Annotated in this window: 16 protein-coding genes and 1 pseudogene; 9 read left to right on the forward strand and 8 right to left on the reverse strand. The window is 60.8% G+C overall.

Annotated features, from left to right (window positions below):
• Positions 1-49: 49 nt before the first annotated feature.
• The gene (locus AC13RC_RS24605; protein ID WP_488558699.1) at positions 50-700 is read right to left on the reverse strand and encodes an arylesterase; all 651 of its coding nucleotides are present in this window, start codon (positions 698-700) and stop codon (positions 50-52) included.
• Between the two features lie 82 nt (positions 701-782).
• Here AC13RC_RS24605 and AC13RC_RS24610 point away from each other — a divergent pair, with 82 nt between their 5' ends.
• From AC13RC_RS24610 to AC13RC_RS24625, 4 genes are all read left to right on the forward strand, one after another.
• Positions 783-1,493, forward strand: coding sequence for an ABC transporter ATP-binding protein (locus AC13RC_RS24610; RefSeq protein WP_152095799.1), 711 nt, complete (start codon positions 783-785; stop codon positions 1,491-1,493).
• Positions 1,490-4,036, forward strand: coding sequence for an ABC transporter permease (locus AC13RC_RS24615; RefSeq protein WP_488558700.1), 2,547 nt, complete (start codon positions 1,490-1,492; stop codon positions 4,034-4,036). Before AC13RC_RS24610 ends, AC13RC_RS24615 begins: the two co-directional genes overlap by 4 nt.
• A gap of 195 nt (positions 4,037-4,231) precedes the next feature.
• Positions 4,232-4,972: a Bax inhibitor-1/YccA family protein gene (locus AC13RC_RS24620; RefSeq protein WP_113330736.1), complete on the forward strand. Its 741-nt coding sequence runs from the start codon at positions 4,232-4,234 to the stop codon at positions 4,970-4,972.
• 118 nt (positions 4,973-5,090) lie between these two features.
• Positions 5,091-5,648 carry a GNAT family N-acetyltransferase gene (locus tag AC13RC_RS24625; protein ID WP_488558701.1) on the forward strand — a complete coding sequence of 186 codons (558 nt, stop codon included), beginning with the start codon at positions 5,091-5,093 and terminating at the stop codon, positions 5,646-5,648.
• Between the two features lie 483 nt (positions 5,649-6,131).
• Here AC13RC_RS24625 and AC13RC_RS24630 read toward each other — a convergent pair whose 3' ends face one another.
• From AC13RC_RS24630 to acnA, 3 genes are all read right to left on the reverse strand, one after another.
• Positions 6,132-6,533, reverse strand: coding sequence for a DUF2794 domain-containing protein (locus AC13RC_RS24630; RefSeq protein ID WP_145636030.1), 402 nt, complete (start codon positions 6,531-6,533; stop codon positions 6,132-6,134).
• Positions 6,534-6,863: 330 nt separating this feature from the next.
• On the reverse strand, positions 6,864-7,607 hold the full coding sequence (locus AC13RC_RS24635; protein WP_113354347.1) for a DUF1223 domain-containing protein: 744 nt from the start codon (positions 7,605-7,607) through the stop codon (positions 6,864-6,866).
• A 256-nt stretch (positions 7,608-7,863) separates the two neighbouring features.
• Entirely contained in the window at positions 7,864-10,554 is a 2,691-nt protein-coding gene (gene acnA, locus AC13RC_RS24640) for an aconitate hydratase AcnA (RefSeq protein WP_113354348.1), read from the reverse strand.
• A 263-nt stretch (positions 10,555-10,817) separates the two neighbouring features.
• Here acnA and ccmA point away from each other — a divergent pair, with 263 nt between their 5' ends.
• The 5 genes from ccmA to AC13RC_RS24665 all read left to right on the forward strand — a co-directional run bounded on the left by ccmA (position 10,818) and on the right by AC13RC_RS24665 (position 13,993).
• The gene (gene ccmA, locus AC13RC_RS24645; protein ID WP_488558702.1) at positions 10,818-11,465 is read left to right on the forward strand and encodes a heme ABC exporter ATP-binding protein CcmA; all 648 of its coding nucleotides are present in this window, start codon (positions 10,818-10,820) and stop codon (positions 11,463-11,465) included.
• Positions 11,466-11,712: 247 nt separating this feature from the next.
• Positions 11,713-12,372: a heme exporter protein CcmB gene (gene ccmB / locus AC13RC_RS24650; RefSeq protein ID WP_113354350.1), complete on the forward strand. Its 660-nt coding sequence runs from the start codon at positions 11,713-11,715 to the stop codon at positions 12,370-12,372.
• A gap of 79 nt (positions 12,373-12,451) precedes the next feature.
• Complete coding sequence (locus tag AC13RC_RS24655) at positions 12,452-13,210, forward strand: heme ABC transporter permease (RefSeq protein WP_488558703.1); 759 nt, start codon at positions 12,452-12,454, stop codon at positions 13,208-13,210.
• Position 13,211: 1 nt separating this feature from the next.
• Positions 13,212-13,385: a heme exporter protein CcmD gene (ccmD, locus tag AC13RC_RS24660; RefSeq protein WP_145322009.1), complete on the forward strand. Its 174-nt coding sequence runs from the start codon at positions 13,212-13,214 to the stop codon at positions 13,383-13,385.
• Positions 13,382-13,993 (forward strand): DsbE family thiol:disulfide interchange protein, encoded by a 612-nt coding sequence (locus AC13RC_RS24665; protein ID WP_488558704.1) that lies wholly within the window; start codon positions 13,382-13,384, stop codon positions 13,991-13,993. Before ccmD ends, AC13RC_RS24665 begins: the two co-directional genes overlap by 4 nt.
• Positions 13,994-14,245: 252 nt before the next feature.
• Here the strand turns inward: AC13RC_RS24665 and AC13RC_RS24670 are convergent, their stop codons facing one another.
• The 4 genes and pseudogenes from AC13RC_RS24670 to AC13RC_RS24685 form a co-directional block, all read right to left on the reverse strand.
• Positions 14,246-14,836, reverse strand: coding sequence for a DUF2585 domain-containing protein (locus AC13RC_RS24670; RefSeq protein ID WP_285176689.1), 591 nt, complete (start codon positions 14,834-14,836; stop codon positions 14,246-14,248).
• On the reverse strand, positions 14,833-15,552 hold the full coding sequence (locus AC13RC_RS24675; RefSeq protein ID WP_113354354.1) for a septation protein A: 720 nt from the start codon (positions 15,550-15,552) through the stop codon (positions 14,833-14,835). Before AC13RC_RS24675 ends, AC13RC_RS24670 begins: the two co-directional genes overlap by 4 nt.
• Positions 15,549-17,114 carry a signal recognition particle-docking protein FtsY gene (gene ftsY, locus AC13RC_RS24680; RefSeq protein ID WP_488558705.1) on the reverse strand — a complete coding sequence of 522 codons (1,566 nt, stop codon included), beginning with the start codon at positions 17,112-17,114 and terminating at the stop codon, positions 15,549-15,551. The genes AC13RC_RS24675 and ftsY overlap by 4 nt, the downstream gene beginning before the upstream one ends.
• An 18-nt stretch (positions 17,115-17,132) precedes the next feature.
• Positions 17,133-17,309: pseudogene (locus AC13RC_RS24685) on the reverse strand (tRNA (N(6)-L-threonylcarbamoyladenosine(37)-C(2))-methylthiotransferase MtaB); the annotation flags it as partial.

Genomic DNA, 17,309 nt, shown 5'->3' on the forward strand with positions numbered 1-17,309 from the left:
TCTTGCAGGTATAGGTAGGGAATCACGCATTTGCAGTCGGTGCAAGCATCTATTTCGCACCTGCGTCAATCGTCCCTACAAAACTGATAACAGCCGGCAACATTTGCTCGACCATCACATCGACCCCCTTGGAGTTCGGATGCATCCCGTCCGAAAGCTGCAGATCGGCATGCGTGGCGACGCCGTCGAGGAAGAAAGGATAGAGCGCAAGCTGGTATTTGTCGGCCAGACGCTTGTAGATCGGGTTGAATTTATCGGCATAGTCCGGTCCCATGTTCGGCGGCGCCAGCATGCCGACGAGAAGCATCGGGATCTTTCTGTCCTTCAACCGTTCGATCATGGTCTCGAGGTTCTTTTCCGTCTGCTCCGGCGGAATGCCGCGCAGCGCATCGTTGGCGCCGAGTTCCAGGATCACGCCATCCGTGCCGTCCGGCACCGACCAGTCGATACGCGAAAGGCCGCCGGAGGTCGTATCTCCCGAAACACCGGCATCGGCAACCGCCACATCCAAACCCTTGGCCTTCAGCGCCGCCTCAAGCTTGGCGGGAAAGCCGTCGCCCGGCGGCAGCTGATAGCCCGCCATCAGGCTATCGCCGAAGCCGACCAGCTGAATGGTGCGTGCATCGGCGGCATGAACTACGCCAAACAAAAGACCGAAAGTGATGACAGCGAAGTGAAGCGCAGCAACTTTAAAACCCATGATCCATTTCCTAAATTCGCTGCTCGGGCCAAGTCGCGCCCGCCATTGTCTCTGATGTTCTCTGATATATAGGGCGTTCGCATTGGCAAAAACCATCATCGAGCTGAAGAAGGCGGATTTGACACTCGGCAATGCCGCCGCCTCCGTCCACGTGCTGAAGGGCATCGATCTCACCGTCATGGAGGGTGAGGCCGTCGGCATCGTCGGCCCCTCCGGCTCCGGCAAGTCCACGCTGCTGATGGTGCTGGCCGGCCTCGAAAAGCTCGACAGCGGCGAACTTCTGATCCGCGACACGCCGCTGCATAGCCTCAGCGAAGATCGCATCGCCGATTTCCGCGGACGCAATATCGGCATCGTCTTTCAGTCTTTCCATCTCATCGCCAACATGACGGCGCTCGAAAACGTCGCGGTGCCGCTGGAGCTCGCCAATGTCAGGGATGCTTTCGACATAGCCCGGCGCGAGCTGGAAGCGGTCGGCTTGGGCGAGAGGCTCAATCACTATCCCGGCCAGCTTTCGGGTGGCGAACAGCAGCGCGTCGCCATCGCCCGTGCGCTGGCGCCTTCGCCCGCCGTCCTGATTGCCGACGAACCGACGGGCAATCTCGACACCGATACCGGCCGGCAGATCGCCGACCTGCTCTTTGCCCAGCAGGCCGAGCGCGGCACGACCATGCTGCTCGTCACTCACGATCCGGCGCTTGCCGCCCGCTGCTCGCGCCAGATCCACGTCCGATCCGGCAAGATCGAGAGCGACAGCATGCGCACGCGCGCCAACCAGGCGGCGATGGCATGAGCGCGGCGGGACTGCGCCTGCCGCTTGCCTTCCGCCTTGCCATGCGCGAATTGCGCGGCGGCCTTGGCGGTTTCTACATCTTCCTCGCCTGCATCGCCCTCGGCACCGGTGCCATCGCCGCCGTCAATTCCGTTTCCCGCTCGATTACCGACGCGATCTCGACGCAGGGCCAGTCACTACTGGCGGGCGACGCCCGCTTCGAACTGCGCAACCGCGAGGCAACGCCGGAGGAATTCGCCTATCTCCAAAGCTTAGGGAAAGTTTCCCGTTCCACTGGCTTGCGCTCCATGTCGCGCCTGCCCGATGGTTCGGACCAGGCACTCGTCGAAGTCAAGGCGGTCGACGATGCCTATCCGCTCTACGGCAGATTCGAGGCGGAACCGGACCAGCCGCTCGCAACGCTGCTTGCAGCCAAGGATGGCACCTATGGCGCTGTTGTCGCTCCCCTGCTGCTCGAACGCCTGAACCTCAAGATCGGCGACGCTCTGCTGCTTGGAAACACCAAGCTGCGCATTACTGGCACCGTTGAAAGCGAGCCAGATGCGGTATCTGAAGGCTTTGGCTTCGCGCCGCGCCTGCTCACGAGCCGCAATGCCCTGATTGCTTCCGGCCTGATCACGACAGGCAGCCTGGTCGAACAGGCATACCGAATCCGCATGGACAATCCCGCGGCCGGCATCCGCAATCTCACCGAGCGCGCCAATGCCGCCTTCCCTCAGGCCGGCTGGTCGATCCGCAGCAGCGATCGCGCAGCACCCCAGCTTGCCGACAACGTCACCCGCTTCTCGCAGTTCCTGACGCTCGTCGGCCTCGCAGCGCTCATCGTCGGCGGCGTCGGCGTTGCCAATGCCGTGCGCACCTTCCTCGATTCCAAGCGCACGACCATCGCCACCTTCAAGTGCCTCGGCGCGCCGGCCTTCGTCGTCGTGCTGATCTATCTCATCCAGATCGCCGTGATTGCACTCGCCGGCATAGCAATTGGCCTCGTCCTCGGCGCTATCGCGCCGATGATCGCTTCGCAATTCATGGCGGAATTCCTGCCGATTTCAACCGCGCCGCGGCTCTATCCCGGTGCTCTGACGCTCGCCGCTCTCTTCGGCCTGCTGACGACACTGGCCTTTGCCATTCCGCCGCTCGGCCATGCCCGCGAAGTGCCGGCGACGGCGCTGTTTCGCGAGCAGGGCTTCGAAGCGCGACGCCTACCCGGCTGGCCCTATCTGCTGGCTACCGGCGTCCTAATGGCGGCACTTGCAGCCCTGGCGATCGTCACCGCCTATGACCGCTTCATCGCAGTCGTCTTCGTCGTCTCGATCGCTGGCGCTTTCGTCGTGCTGCGCCTGGTGGCAGCCCTCCTCTCCTGGCTTGCCCGCCGCAGCCCGCGCGTGCGCTCGCCCGCGCTACGCCTCGCGATCGGCAACATTCATCGGCCGGGCGCGCTCACCTCCTCCGTCGTGCTGTCGCTCGGCCTTGGGCTGGCGCTGCTGGTGACCTTGACACTGATCGACGGGAATATGCGCCGCGAGCTGATGGGGCGCATGAGCGAACAGGCGCCGAACTTCTTCTTCGTCGATATTCAGGGGCCGGAACTGGAAGGCTTCCGCAAGATCGTCCTCGACATCGACCCCAAGGGCAAGCTTGTCGAGGCGCCAATGCTCCGCGGCCGGATCGTCGCCTTCAACGGCGAGGATGTCACCAAAATGAAGGTGCCGGCCGCAGGCCAATGGGTGCTGCGCGGCGACCGCGGCATCACCTATGCCGATACAGTGCCGGAAAACGCCTCGGTCACGGAAGGCAAATGGTGGGACAAGGATTATAGCGGCGAACCGCTGGTCTCCTTTTCCGAAGAGGAAGGCAAGGCGCTCGGCCTGAAGCTCGGCGACAAGGTCACCGTCAACGTGCTTGGCCGCAACGTCACCGCCAGGATCGCCAGCTTCCGCAAGGTTCAATGGCAATCGCTGTCGATCAATTTCGTGATGATCTTCTCGCCCAACACCTTCAGGGGCGCTCCGCACGCCTGGCTCGCGACCCTGACCGACACTTCCGCCACCTCGGAACAGGAAGCGGCGATCCTGAGGAAAGTCACCAATACCTATCCGACCATCACAAGCGTCCGCGTCAAGGATGCGCTCGATGTCGTCAACACGCTCGTGGGACAGCTGGCGACGGCCATTCGTTCGGCCGCCTCTGTCGCACTCATCGCCTCGGTGCTGGTGCTGGCCGGTGCACTCGCGGCCGGCAACCGCGCCCGCACGCATGACGCCGTCATCCTCAAGACGCTCGGCGCGACGCGGGCAACATTGATCCGTGCCTTCAGCTACGAATATCTGATCCTGGGCGCCGCAACCGCCATCTTCGCGCTGATCGCCGGCTCCGCATCCGCCTGGTACATCGTCAGCCGTATCATGCGGCTCCCTTCTGCCTTCCTGCCCGATGTCGCTTTCTCCACGCTGGTTATCGCGCTGATTTTGACGGTCGGTATAGGCTTGATCGGTACTTGGCGGATTCTCGGGCAGAAAGCAGCGCCTGTTCTACGCGAACTCTGATTCGTTACGGAGACGAACCGGAAGCCGGCAAAACGGCTCGATATTACATCGATTTAACGCAGGCCCGACTGCTAGACCCTTGTGTATGAGGCCCGAAAGCCTCATATTCTGTGCAGGCATGCTGAGCTCCGCAGCGGCGCCTGGGCCTTGAAAGACCCGACACCGTAATCAAATCGGAGCTTGAAAGAGGAAAACATGGCTGACTTTCGCAATTACCAAAACCGGGCGCAGAGCGGTGCGCAATCCGGTGCGATGATAGACGAGGGCCTTCGAGCCTACATGCTCAAGGTCTATAACCTGATGGCGCTGGGTCTGGCGATCACGGGTGTTGCCGCCTATCTCTCCTTCTCGCTCGCTTTCGCAAACGGACAGATCACGGCCTTCGGCCAGGCGATCTATCTGAGCCCGCTGAAGTGGGTGGTCATTCTCGCCCCGCTGGCGATGGTCTTCTTCCTGAGCTTCAGGATCAACCGCATGAGCGTGGCCGCCGCGACGACGACCTTCTGGGTCTACGCCGCGCTGGTGGGCCTGTCGCTGTCGTCGATCTTCATCATCTACACCGGCCAGAGCGTCGTGCAGACCTTCTTCGTGACCGCCGCCTCCTTTGGCGCGCTGTCGCTCTACGGCTACACGGCCAAGCGTGACCTGTCGGCGATGGGTTCGTTCCTGATGATGGGTCTCTTCGGCCTGATCATTGCGACGCTCGTCAACATCTTCCTGGCTTCGTCCGCGCTGCAGTTCGCCATCTCCGTGATCGGCGTCCTGATCTTCGCAGGCCTCACCGCCTACGATACGCAGCGGATCAAGGAAATGTACTACGAAGCCGACGACGTGACCGTGGCCGGCCGCAAGGCGATCATGGGCGCCCTGTCGCTCTACCTCGACTTCATCAACCTGTTCATGTTCCTGCTGCAGTTCCTCGGTAACCGCCGTTAATTGCAGCATGAAATGAGACACGAAAAGGCGGCTTCGGCCGCCTTTTTTATTTGCCTGGGCACAAGCGCTGCGATTTTATGGCAACCGTCGCAAATTCGCAGATCAGGCAATAGAAACAATGTCCGTCAGCCTCCGCAGTGCAACCTTAGACGACCTTCCCCACATCACCGCCACCTACAGAGATGCCGTCCTGAACGGCACGGCAAGCTACGAAATCACGCCGCCGAACCAGGAGGAAATGGCGGCCAGGTTCGAGGCAATTCGTGACAAGGGCTATCCCTATCTGGTCGCCGAAGACGAGACCGGCGCATTCCTCGGCTATGCCTATGCCTCCGCGTTCCGCACGCGGCCGGCCTATCGCTGGATGGTGGAAGATTCGATCTATCTGGCGCCCGAGGCGCGCGGGCGCGGCATCGGCAGACTGCTGCTCCATGCCCTGGTGGAAAACTGCCAGACGCTCGGCTTCCGCCAGATGATCGCCGTCATCGGCGGCGCCCACCCCGCCTCCATCGCCGTACATCGCGCGGCAGGCTTTGCCGAAGTGGGGCTACTCAAGGGTACCGGCTACAAGCATGGCCGATGGCTGGATACCATGCTGATGCAGAAGGCGCTCGGGGACGGCGCGGAGAGCGATCCGGATCCATCGGTTTATCCGGGGACGCTGTTTGGGGGGTAGTGTCAGTATCGGCCCTATGAGTCCGCGGAGCCTGTGATACCCCCCTCTGTCACTTCGTGACATCTCCCCCACAAAGGGCAGGGCTATCGCATATGGAGGCGGACGAGCACCATAAGCTCCTTCTCCCCTTGGGGAGAAGGTGGCCCGAAGGGTCGGATGAGGGGGTTATCGATTTGAATTCATGGATTTTTGTGGTCTTGGCGGGCACCCCCTCATCCGCCTGGCGGCACCTTCTCCCCGCTAGGGAGAAGGGGACGGCGGCGATCTCCCGCTCATATGCGATAGCCCTGCCACAAGGGGGGGATAGCTGGGAGTTTGCCGCTCGCCTATCGCAGACAATAAGGCGTGATTTCGGCAGACTCGATGTACCATGAGGCGAAGAGGCTGCTCCAAATTACCAATCTCCCCCTTGTGGGGGAGATGTCCCGATAGGGACAGAGGGGGTGTGGCACTATCAGCCAGCACACAGCCAATGACGAGAAACTACTTCTCCACCAGCTTCAGCTGCTTGTCGAAAACCTTCAACACTTGGCTCAGCTCATGACCGCGTTTCAAGATCATGCCGTTGGTATTGACGACTGAGAAGGCGCCCTGCTTGGCTGAAAGCTTCGGATTCTTTTCGATGCGGAAGAGCGGCATTTCGCCGGAGCGTTTGAAGACGGAGAAAACCGCCTTGTCCTTCAAATGGTCGATGGCGTAGTCGCGCCACTCGCCCTCGCCGACCATGCGGCCATAGATCCAGAGAATCGCATCCAGCTCCCGGCGATGAAAGGTCACCGGCAGCGGGTCCTTGCTCTGTTTGTATTCTCTGAGATCAACGACGACGGATGAATTGGTATCGACGGAACGGCTTTCACCGTGTCTCAAATCCGGCTGATCAGTCATCAATCCCCCAGGGGCTATCTCATGACAGGAGAATGACAGTTTGCCTCAGCCGCATCAAATTGCAAGACGGCTGACGGCTCACAATTTCTTTCCCGGCTGTGAAAGCACCTCGTCAACGCCGCATTTCAGACAAAACGACGCCCAATTTACAGGAAGTATAGGCAGCCGTTTGGCGCCGCCGCGTCAAACAGCCCGGCCGGGGCGCATCGATTAAACCCCAGCCCCGAATGCGTCCTCGCCGGGCACCCCCTTTTTGGCGCCAGCCAAAATAGGGACCCCTTTTAGCATCAGCTCAAAATGGAAGACCTCCGGCAAAGCTGGAAAAATCGTTCAGCCGTCCGAGCCTACCGTCAGAACAGTCGCCCCGAGAATGGCAGCCGGATCGCCTGAAGATGTCGACGACTGCAGCAGAATCGCAAGGCCTCGCCGGCCAGCCTTATCCAGCACGGTAGACGGCAGCACTAGGCTCATGGCCTTGCCGTCCCACATGCCGACTGTTTCGACATCGGATACCGCGTGCATATAGGCAATCTGCTGGCCGGTATTTTCGCCGCCCTTCGGTGCCACCATCTGTTCCTTATCGAAATAGACGGCAACGACATTCGCCTTGCCCTGCCCAGCGCCGATCTTGATCTCGAGCTCGTCGCCCTTCATGGCGGCATTCACCGGAACCGTCAGCCCCTCGCCAAGACGCTGAAAATCATCAAGTTTGACGTTGATGGCATCGAGATCGGCACCGTTCATGTGATCCCTGCCATTGACGATCGCCTGCGGCGTATAGACGCCGCTGCGCCCCATCGTGCGGGCATAGGCATATTGGCGCGCCGTATTGTCCTTGGATGCCATCGTGTCGTTCCAGCCGAGATAGTTCCAGTAATCGACGTGATAGGCGAGCGCCACGACATTGCCCTGGCGGATCAGCTTACGGAAGGCAGCATCGGCGGGAGGACAGGAAGCGCAACCCTGCGAGGTGAAGAGTTCGACGACGCCCTTGATCTTCGGAGCCTCCTGCGCATGCAGCGAACTTGCGAGCCCAATGCCTGCCAGAAGTGGAGCCAAAAATCGAAGGCGCATTCTATCTTACCTCTGCATCCAATCTCGAGCGCCGTCTGCCTACACGGGCTCTGCAAAACTCGCGCTTCTTGGGGCGACCAGGCCACATCAAGCCCGAAAAATCTGAAACAAGAGATAATAGTTTAACGCGATGACGCAAAGTCACGATGGGGTGAGGCCGGAGTGAGCAGAAGTCTCGCAGTACACATCACCGTGAAAAACAAGAGGCCGCCGGAAGAGTTTTCCGGCGGCCTCCCATAACAGCGTTTAATGCCTATCAGGCAGCGAGATCGCGCAGAACGGTTTGCAGGATGCCGCCGTTGTTGACGTAGATGACCTCATCCAGCGTATCGATACGGCAGATGATCGGAACATCCTTCACCGAACCGTCGCCATAGGTGATCTTGGCGATCTTGCGCTCGCGCGGCTTGATGTTCTCCAGGCCTTCGATCGTCACGAGTTCGTCGCCCTTCAGGCCGAGGCTTGCCCAGGTGGTGCCTTCCTCGAAGACGAACGGGATGACGCCCATGCCGACGAGGTTCGAACGGTGGATGCGCTCGAAGGACTGGGCGATGACGGCGCGCACGCCGAGCAGGTTCGTGCCCTTGGCAGCCCAGTCGCGCGAAGAGCCGTTGCCGTATTCGACGCCTGCGAAGATGACGAGCGGAACGCCCTCGGCCTTGTACTGCATGGCCGCATCGTAAATCGACGTCTCTTCCTTGGACGGATAATGGATGGTGTAGCCACCTTCCTTGCCGTTCGGGCCGAGCATGTGGTTGCGGATGCGGATGTTGGCAAACGTGCCGCGCATCATGACTTCATGGTTACCGCGGCGCGTGCCGTACTGGTTGAAGTCGGCAACGCCGACGCCATGACCGAGGAGGTAGGAACCGGCCGGCGAGGCCGCCTTGATCGAACCGGCCGGAGAAATATGGTCGGTGGTGATCTTGTCGCCGAAGAGGCCGAGAACGCGCGCGCCCTTGATGTCGGAAACGCCGGCGCCCTTCTTGCCCATGCCCACGAAGTAGGGCGGGTTCTGCACGTAGGTCGAATTGTCGTCCCACGCATAGGTCTGGCCCGGAGGAACCTGCACGGCCTGCCAGTTGGCGTCGCCCTTGAAGACGTCGGCATACTTGGTTTCATAAAGCTCGCGGGTGACGTACTTCTGGATGAACTCCTGAACCTCGTGCGAGGTCGGCCAGATGTCCTTCAGATAGACCGGCTTGCCGTTCTGGTCTTCGCCGATCGGCTCCTTCGTCAGGTCGAGCTGCACCGAGCCTGCGAGCGCGTAGGCGACGACGAGCGGCGGCGAAGCGAGATAGTTCGCCTGGACGTCGGGCGAGATGCGGCCTTCGAAGTTGCGGTTACCGGAGAGGACACCGGCAACGATCAGGCCCTTGTCGTTGATCGTCTTCGAGATCGGCGCCGGCAGCGGGCCGGAATTGCCGATGCAGGTGGTGCAGCCGAAGCCGACCAGGTTGAAGCCGAGCTTGTCGAGATCGGCCTGCAGGCCGGACTTGGCGAGATATTCGCCGACGACCTGAGATCCAGGAGCCAGCGAGGTCTTGACCCACGGCTTGCTCTTCAGGCCCTTGGCAACGGCGTTACGGGCCAGAAGGCCAGCAGCGATCAGCACCGACGGGTTGGAGGTATTGGTGCAGGAGGTGATGGCAGCGATGGCAACGTCGCCATGGCCGATGTCGAAATCCGTACCTTCGACCGCATAGCGGTTGGAGAGCTGGCCCGGCTTCTTGTATTCGGTTTCGAGCGAGGTTGCGAAGCCGGAAGCGATGTTTTCCAGCGCGATGCGGCCTTCCGGACGCTTCGGACCGGCCATCGACGGCACGACGTCGCCGAGGTCGAGTTCCAGCGTGTCGGTGAAAACGAGATCGGAACCGTCATTGTCGCGCCACATGCCTTGGGCCTTGGAATAGGCTTCGACGAGTGCGATGCGGTCCTTGGCGCGGCCGGACATGTTGAGGTAGTTCAGCGTTTCCTTGTCGACCGGGAAGAAACCGCAGGTCGCGCCATATTCCGGACCCATGTTGCCGATGGTGGCGCGGTCGGCGAGCGGCATGTTGTCGAGGCCGGGGCCGAAGAATTCGACGAACTTGGAAACGACACCCTTCTTGCGCAGCATCTGCACGACGGTCAGCACGAGGTCGGTCGCGGTAACGCCTTCCTTGAGCTTGCCGGTGAGCTTGAAGCCGATGACTTCAGGCAGCAGCATGGAGACCGGCTGGCCGAGCATGGCGGCTTCAGCTTCGATACCGCCGACACCCCAGCCGAGAACGCCGAGGCCGTTGATCATGGTCGTGTGCGAATCGGTGCCAACGCAGGTGTCGGGATAAGCGATGGTTTCGCCGTCCTCTTCCTTGGTCCAGACGGTCTGGCCGAGATATTCGAGGTTCACCTGGTGACAGATGCCGGTGCCCGGAGGAACGACGCGGAAGTTCTTGAATGCCTGCTGGCCCCACTTCAGAAAACGGTAACGCTCGCCGTTGCGCTGGTATTCCAGCTCGACGTTCTTGGCAAAAGCCTGCGGCGTGCCGAATTCGTCGACGATGACGGAGTGGTCGATGACGAGGTCGACGGGAACGAGCGGGTTGATCTTTTCCGGATCGCCGCCAAGCGAAACCATCGCGTCGCGCATGGCAGCAAGGTCGACAACGGCCGGAACGCCGGTGAAGTCCTGCATCAGCACGCGCGCCGGGCGATAGGCGATTTCGTTCTCGACGGTGCCCTTGTTGGTCAGCCATTCGGCGACGGCAAGGATATGCTCCTTGGTGACCGACTGCCCGTCTTCAAAACGCAGCAGGTTTTCCAAAAGCACCTTCATGGAGTAAGGCAGCTTGGAAACGCCGGGCAGACCATTGGCTTCAGCCTTGGGAAGGCTGAAATACACATAGTCTTTCCCGCCCACGGTCAGCGTGGAACGACAATTGAAACTGTCAAGAGATTTAGACACGAGATACCCCGTTTCTGATAGCCAACACAGTCGTGCGAACGCCTATGCACTTTATGCACATCAGGATGCGGGTACGGCCATTTCCGCTGTCCGCACGTAAGGTTTAAAACCTTAAGTTCGGCGCAAGGATTGAATTCACGCCGACCGCTGGCGTGGTTGCAGGTCTTATAGATAATTTCGTAAAGACTTGCCAGAGTGACAAAGCGCAATTTTGGACAATTTTTTGCGCGTTGCAGCAGTGAAAACGGGGAAAGCCTGAGCGAATGCATCTAAGCGCTGAAAATCTGGCGGCAAGGCGGGGCGAAGACCTGATTTTCTTGAATGTTTCCTTCAACTTGGCGGATGGAGATGCACTCGTTTTAACTGGCCGTAATGGGTCGGGAAAATCGACGCTTCTGCGCGTTGTGGCAGGCCTTCTGAGGCCGGAAAAAGGCACTATCACATTTACCGGAAATGACGGCGAATCGGGCCGGCCGGCCGGTGAAGCCAGCCACTATCTCGGCCACCGCAATGCGATGAAATCCGAACTCACCGTGGCCGAAAACCTGACCTTCTGGAAAACCTTCCTCGGCGATATGCCAGGCGGCTCCAGCCTGGACGTCGAGGAAGCTGCTGACGCCGTCGGGCTTGCCGGCATCACCCATCTCCCCTTCGGCTATCTCTCCGCCGGCCAGCAGCGGCGAATCGCTTTCGCCAAACTTTTGGTCGCCCACCGCCCGATCTGGATTCTCGACGAACCGACGGCAGCACTGGACAGCTCCGCCGACCGGCTCTTCGCCGATCTGATAACAGCCCATCGGAAGAGCGGCGGCATCGTTCTTGCGGCAACGCACCAGCCGCTCGGCTTGGAGAATGTGCAGGAGATGCGGATGACGGGGTTTGCAGCGGCGAGTGAGGGGGTGTGGGGATGAAACCGATGGGACTGAACTTGCCGAACCTTCGTCACCCCCCTCTGTCACTTCGTGACATCTCCCCCACAAGGGGGGAGATTGTTGGGAGTTTGCGGCATCTGCTTAGAAAACCGTTGAACTCCGTCTCTGCGGATTCGATGTTCGATGAGGGCACGCCCGCGCCGCAAGTTACCGATCTCCCCCCTTGTGGGGGAGATGTCCCGATAGGGACAGAGGGGGGTATCATGCTCCATACTCGGTGCCATCTATGACCGCCCTCTTCCTCCGCGACCTCAGACTTTCGGTGCGCGCCGGCGGCGGGGCGTTGATCGGCATCCTCTTCTTCCTCACCGTCGTCGCCGTCATCCCCTTCGGCGTCGGGCCTGACCTCAAACTTCTCTCGCGCATCGGCCCGGCCATCGTCTGGATCGGCGCGCTGCTCGCAAGCCTGCTCGGCCTCGACCGGCTGTTCCAGGCCGAGCGCGACGACGGTTCGCTCGATCTGCTCGTCATGCAGGAAACACCGCTGGTATTGACGGTCTTCATCAAATGCGCGGCACATTGGGTGGCGACAGGCCTGCCGCTCGTCATCGCCTCGCCGCTGCTCGGCCTCTTTATGAATATGAACGAGACGGCAATCGGGGCGACGGCGCTGACGCTGCTCGTCGGCTCGCCAGCGATCACCTTCATCGGCGCCGTCGGTGCCGCCGTCGCCGTGGCGCTGCCGCGCGGCGGGCTGCTTGTCTCCATTCTGGTGCTGCCGCTCACCATTCCCGTGCTGATCTTCGGCGTCAGCGCCACCTATGCCGCCGTCGAAGGACCGCAGCCTTTCCTGCCGCCCTTCCTGATCCTGATCGCGCTCACCTTGTTCTTCGCCGTCCTCGGCCCGGCCGCTGCTGCTCTTGCCCTGCGGAACACGACTGATTGATCGCAATAAGATACTGTTTCGTCCATCCGGGACAATACGGTCGATTGCCGGAAATGCCATATCGGGTTAAACAAGCCGCATGAGCGATATCACTGCGATCAGCCGATTTTCCGACCTCGCCAACCCCACGCGGTTCCTGGCTTTCTCGGCGCGTCTCATTCCCTGGCTGGCCGCCTTCTCGGCCGTGCTCTTCGCGATCGGCCTCTATCTGTCCTTTACGACCGAGGGCGATTATCAGCAGGGCGATACGGTCCGCATCATGTATATTCACGTTCCGGCCGCCTGGCTGTCGATGATGTGCTATACAATCATGAGCATGTCGGCGATCGGCACGCTGGTCTGGCGCCATCCGCTCGCCGATGTCGCCGGCAAGACGGCGGCCCCGCTCGGCGCCGCCTTCACGCTGATCGCGCTGGTCACCGGTTCGCTCTGGGGCAAGCCGATGTGGGGCACCTATTGGGTCTGGGATGCACGCCTGACCTCGGTCTTCATCCTCTTCCTGATGTATCTCGGCCTGATCGCGCTGAACCGCGCCATGGACGATCCATCAAAAGCTGCCCGCGTCGCCTCGATCCTGACACTGGTCGGCTTCATCAATATCCCGATTATCAAGTTCTCCGTGGACTGGTGGAACACACTGCATCAGTCGGAAAGCATCATGCGCATGGATGGCCCGGCCATCGCCGCGGAATTCCTCTGGCCGCTCTTCACCATGGCGCTCGCCTTCACGCTGCTGTTCTTCACGCTGCACCTGATGGCGATCCGCAACGAAATCTGGCGCCGCCGCATCGCCACGCAGCGCCGCATGGCCGCGCGCATGGCAGGCCGGGAGGGCTAGAATGACGCATCCCTTCTATGTCTTCGGCTCCTATGGCTTTGCGGCGGTCGTCGTGCTCGCTCTTATCGCTTGGATATGGATCGATGGACGCCTACGACGCCGAGAGCTCGCCGCATTGGAAGCCTCCGGCCTCCGCCGCCGCTCGCAGCGCGCGGCCGAAAGCGAGACGAAATGACCGCGGATGCCGATAACAAGGATCAGCCGAAATCGAGCGGCACCGCACGCTATCTGCTGGCGCTCATTCCGCTGATCGTCTTTGCCTGCATCGCATTCGCCGTCGGCAAGGTCATGTATGACCAGGAAGTGCACGGCACTGACATCTCGGCCATCCCTTCGGCCCTGATCGGTACCAAGGCGCCGAAGCTCGCGCTTGCACCTCTCGAAGGCTCCAACCTGCCGGCGCTCACCGATGACGCCATCAAGGGCAAGCTGACGCTCGTCAACGTCTTCGCCTCCTGGTGCATTCCCTGCCGAGATGAGCATCCGGTGCTGAAGGAGCTCGCCAAGGGCGGTCAGCTCAACATCGTGGCCATCAATTATAAGGATACGAGCGAGAACGCCCTTCGCTTCCTCGGCGAACTCGGCAACCCTTATAACGCCATCGGTATCGACCCGAACGGCTCCGCCGCCATCGACTGGGGCGTCTACGGCATTCCGGAATCCTACCTCGTCTCCTCAGACGGCACGATCCTCTACAAGCAGGTCGGCCCGTTCACGCCGACAAGTTTGAAAGAAGGGCTTTATCCGGCGATAGCCAAGGCGCAGGGGAAACCGGCGTCTTAAACGTCTAGCGGCTTCACCGCCCGCCCTCGTGGTTCGCCCCCTTCGACAAGCTCAGGGTGCTTCCGCACCTCACCATGAGGGCTAATCTCCCTGGTTATCCAGAGATCACCCAGATCACAGGGCGGCTAGGCTGGCGGCCAATCCCCGCGAAAACCACTCCACCTCATGGTGAGGTGCCCTATTGCCGAAGCATAGCGCAGGCAATAGGGCCTCGAACCACGAGGTGGCCACAGGACCAGCTTTAAAACTCTCTTAAATCCCGCCCTGCCACGTCTTCACCGCCTCGACCGGCCAGACCAGCATCAGCACGTTGAGCGTCAGATTATCGCGGATCAAATAACCGGTAAGCAGCTCGAAGAAGATGGCGATGGCGACCGTCACCAGCACCGGCGCGCGCCAGGCGAACAGGAAGCCGACCACCATGAACACGGCATCCATCGACGAGTTGAGGATGCTGTCGCCGACATAGTCGAGCGAGATCGTCGCGGCGCGATAGCGGTTGATGATGATCGGGGAATTTTCCAGGATCTCCCAGCCGGATTCGATCAGCATGGCAACGAAGAGCCGCATCGACAGCGGCTTGCCGCGCATGATCAGATGCGTGAGACCGAAGAAGAGGAAACCGTGGATGATGTGCGACGGCGTATACCAGTCGGCGATGTGCTGCGAATTGCCGCTGGATTTCACCACCGGCTCGAAAAGCTTCACGTAGCCGCAGGTGCAGATCGGCACACGGCCCATCATGTATTCGGTGACGATCTGCACGAGCAGAACGACAGCGCAGGCGATGAACCAGAAGCTCTGTTGCCGATAGCGGCTTTGGGCGTCGATGGCTTCGCTCATTTACCGTTTTCCACCGGCGGCTCGACCGTGTGCTTCATGATGAGCGGCATCTGCGACAGGGTGAAGAGGATGGTGATCGGCATCGTTCCCCAGACCTTGAAGTTCACCCAGAGATTATCCGCCGCCTTGGTGTCCGGAAGATAAAGCCAGTTCGAGCCGCGCCAGACGACTTCGTTGAGCACGGCAAGAACGAAGAAGAAGATACCCCAGCGCAGCGTCAACTTGCGCCAGCCCTCGGCATCCAGCTGGAAGGCGGCATTGAAGACATAGCCGAGTAGCGACTTACCGAAAGCAAGGCCGCCGAGCAGCACGACACCGAACAGCGCATTGACGATGGTCGGCTTCATCTTGATGAAGGTCTCGTTCTGAAGGTAGATGCCGAGCGCGCCGAAAATCAGCACCACGATGCCGGAGACGAAGGGCATCAGCGGCAGATGGCCGAGCATGACCTTCGAAACGATGAGCGAGATCACCGTCGCTGCCATGAACAGGCCGGTGGCGACGAAGAGCGGGCCGCCGAGCGCCGCCAGCTGCGGAAAATGCTGCGCCAGCCACTCGCCGCGCAGATTGCCGAAGAAGAACACCAGCAAAGGCCCGAGTTCCAGCACCAGCTTCAGCATCGGATGATGCCTGTCGGCGGCACTTGGGGTGAGATCGCTGTCGCTGGTCGTCATTGCGGCACTTTCCCTGTCATCAAACTTGTTCTTGTCATTCATTGGCTGTTTACAGCCCCCGTACCGGCAATGGCATGAGCAAAATCCTCGGCTTCGAACGGCTCGAGATCGTCTACACCTTCGCCGACGCCGATGAAATAGACCGGCAGCTTATGCTTGGCCGAGATGGCAACAAGGATGCCGCCGCGCGCCGTGCCGTCGAGCTTGGTCATGATTAGCCCGTTCACACCGGCAACATTGCGGAAGATTTCCACCTGGTTCAAGGCGTTCTGGCCGGTGGTCGCATCCAGCGTCTGCAGAACCGTATGCGGCGCATCTGGATCGAGCTTGCCGAGGACGCGCACGATCTTTTCGAGCTCCGCCATCAGCTCCGCCTTGTTCTGCAGGCGTCCGGCGGTATCGATGATCAGCACATCGCTCTTGTTGGCCTTGGCCTGCTGAAAGGCATCGAAGGCGAGGCCTGCAGCGTCTGCGCCGAGCTTGGTGCCGATGAAGTCCGATTTCGTGCGCTCAGCCCAGATCTTCAATTGCTCGATCGCAGCGGCGCGGAACGTATCGCCGGCAGCCAGCGTGACCTTCAGCCCTGCACCGGAGAGCTTTGCGGCCAGCTTGCCGATCGTCGTCGTCTTACCGGTACCGTTGACGCCGACGACGAGGATCACATGTGGCTTGTGGCTGAGATCGAGCTGCAACGGCTTGGCAACCGGCTTCAGCACCTTGGCGATTTCCTGCGCCATGATGCGACCGACATCTTCGCCCGTCACATCCTTGCCGTAGCGTTCGGAGGCCAGCGTATCCGTGACACGCATCGCCGTTTCAACGCCGAGATCGGCCTGGATCAGCAGATCCTCCAGATCCTGCAGCGTCTGATCGTCGAGCTTGCGCTTGGTAAAGAGAGCCGCGATCTGGCCGGTCAGCTGCGACGAGGTGCGCGCAAGCCCGGCGCGCAGGCGCTGGAACCAGGAAAGTTTCTGTCTTGGGGCTTCGGGGGTGGGAGCTGGCGCGGAAGCGGCGGTGGAGAAGCCCTTGGGGAGGATTGGGGCTTCGACCGAGGGTTCGCTGGTTTCGGATGAGGGTTCCGGGGAGGCCTCGGTTTCTATGCTTTCCGACGAAGATTTCGAGTTCGTCGGAACCTCCTCACCCCCCTCTGTCCTGTCGGACATCTCCCCCACAAGGGGGGAGATTGGTTCGTTGGGGCGCTCTTCCGAAATTACATTCGCTTCAGGATCGGCAGGTTGCTCCGGTTCGATCGTCTGAAGATCGTCGTGCTGTTCTTCCGACTCGGATTCGAGGGAACGGGCAGCCTCAGCCGCCTCAATCTCTTTCGCGTCAGACGCATCTGCCTGGCTTTCAGCCTGTTGCTCCTGCTCGGCCGGCGCGGCATCCTCCAACCGATCTCCCCCCTTGTGGGGGAGATGTCCCGAAGGGACAGAGGGGGGTGGCGCCGGCTCGGCAGGTTCGGAAGCCGGCGAAACATCTACAGCAGGCGCTTCCTGCTCGACAACAGGCACCTCAACCTTCTGAGAACCCTCCGCAGGCGTCTGCTCCTCAGCCGGCTTCTCACGGCCGAAGGTGAAGACTTTTTTGATGAAACCGAGCGCCATGAAGTGTCCGTTGAAGCATTAAGCCGCGTCGGCGGCCAGAAGTTGCATGTCGAGATGCTTGCCATTGTGGCCGGTGATTGCGACCTGCACAAGGTCGCGCGGGCAAAGGCCAGGAGCGGCGACAAGCGTGAAGTTTTCCGTATGCGCCAACCCGCCATTCTCCACAAGCAGCCATTGCCGCGTGCCGACCATCTT

Source organism: Martinezella sp. CNPSo 3890, from assembly GCF_057784455.1.

Excerpts from the sequence above, each read along its gene's own strand:
- AC13RC_RS24605 (WP_488558699.1), bottom strand. The coding sequence starts at position 700 with ATGGGTTTTAAAGTTGCTGCGCTTCACTTCGCTGTCATCACTTTCGGT.
- AC13RC_RS24615 (WP_488558700.1), top strand. The coding sequence starts at position 1,490 with ATGAGCGCGGCGGGACTGCGCCTGCCGCTTGCCTTCCGCCTTGCCATG.
- AC13RC_RS24620 (WP_113330736.1), top strand. The coding sequence starts at position 4,232 with ATGGCTGACTTTCGCAATTACCAAAACCGGGCGCAGAGCGGTGCGCAA.
- AC13RC_RS24625 (WP_488558701.1), top strand. The coding sequence starts at position 5,091 with ATGTCCGTCAGCCTCCGCAGTGCAACCTTAGACGACCTTCCCCACATC.
- AC13RC_RS24630 (WP_145636030.1), bottom strand. The coding sequence starts at position 6,533 with ATGACTGATCAGCCGGATTTGAGACACGGTGAAAGCCGTTCCGTCGAT.
- AC13RC_RS24635 (WP_113354347.1), bottom strand. The coding sequence starts at position 7,607 with ATGCGCCTTCGATTTTTGGCTCCACTTCTGGCAGGCATTGGGCTCGCA.
- ccmA (WP_488558702.1), top strand. The coding sequence starts at position 10,818 with ATGCATCTAAGCGCTGAAAATCTGGCGGCAAGGCGGGGCGAAGACCTG.
- ccmB (WP_113354350.1), top strand. The coding sequence starts at position 11,713 with ATGACCGCCCTCTTCCTCCGCGACCTCAGACTTTCGGTGCGCGCCGGC.
- AC13RC_RS24655 (WP_488558703.1), top strand. The coding sequence starts at position 12,452 with ATGAGCGATATCACTGCGATCAGCCGATTTTCCGACCTCGCCAACCCC.
- ccmD (WP_145322009.1), top strand. The coding sequence starts at position 13,212 with ATGACGCATCCCTTCTATGTCTTCGGCTCCTATGGCTTTGCGGCGGTC.
- AC13RC_RS24665 (WP_488558704.1), top strand. The coding sequence starts at position 13,382 with ATGACCGCGGATGCCGATAACAAGGATCAGCCGAAATCGAGCGGCACC.
- AC13RC_RS24670 (WP_285176689.1), bottom strand. The coding sequence starts at position 14,836 with ATGAGCGAAGCCATCGACGCCCAAAGCCGCTATCGGCAACAGAGCTTC.
- AC13RC_RS24675 (WP_113354354.1), bottom strand. The coding sequence starts at position 15,552 with ATGAATGACAAGAACAAGTTTGATGACAGGGAAAGTGCCGCAATGACG.
- ftsY (WP_488558705.1), bottom strand. The coding sequence starts at position 17,114 with ATGGCGCTCGGTTTCATCAAAAAAGTCTTCACCTTCGGCCGTGAGAAG.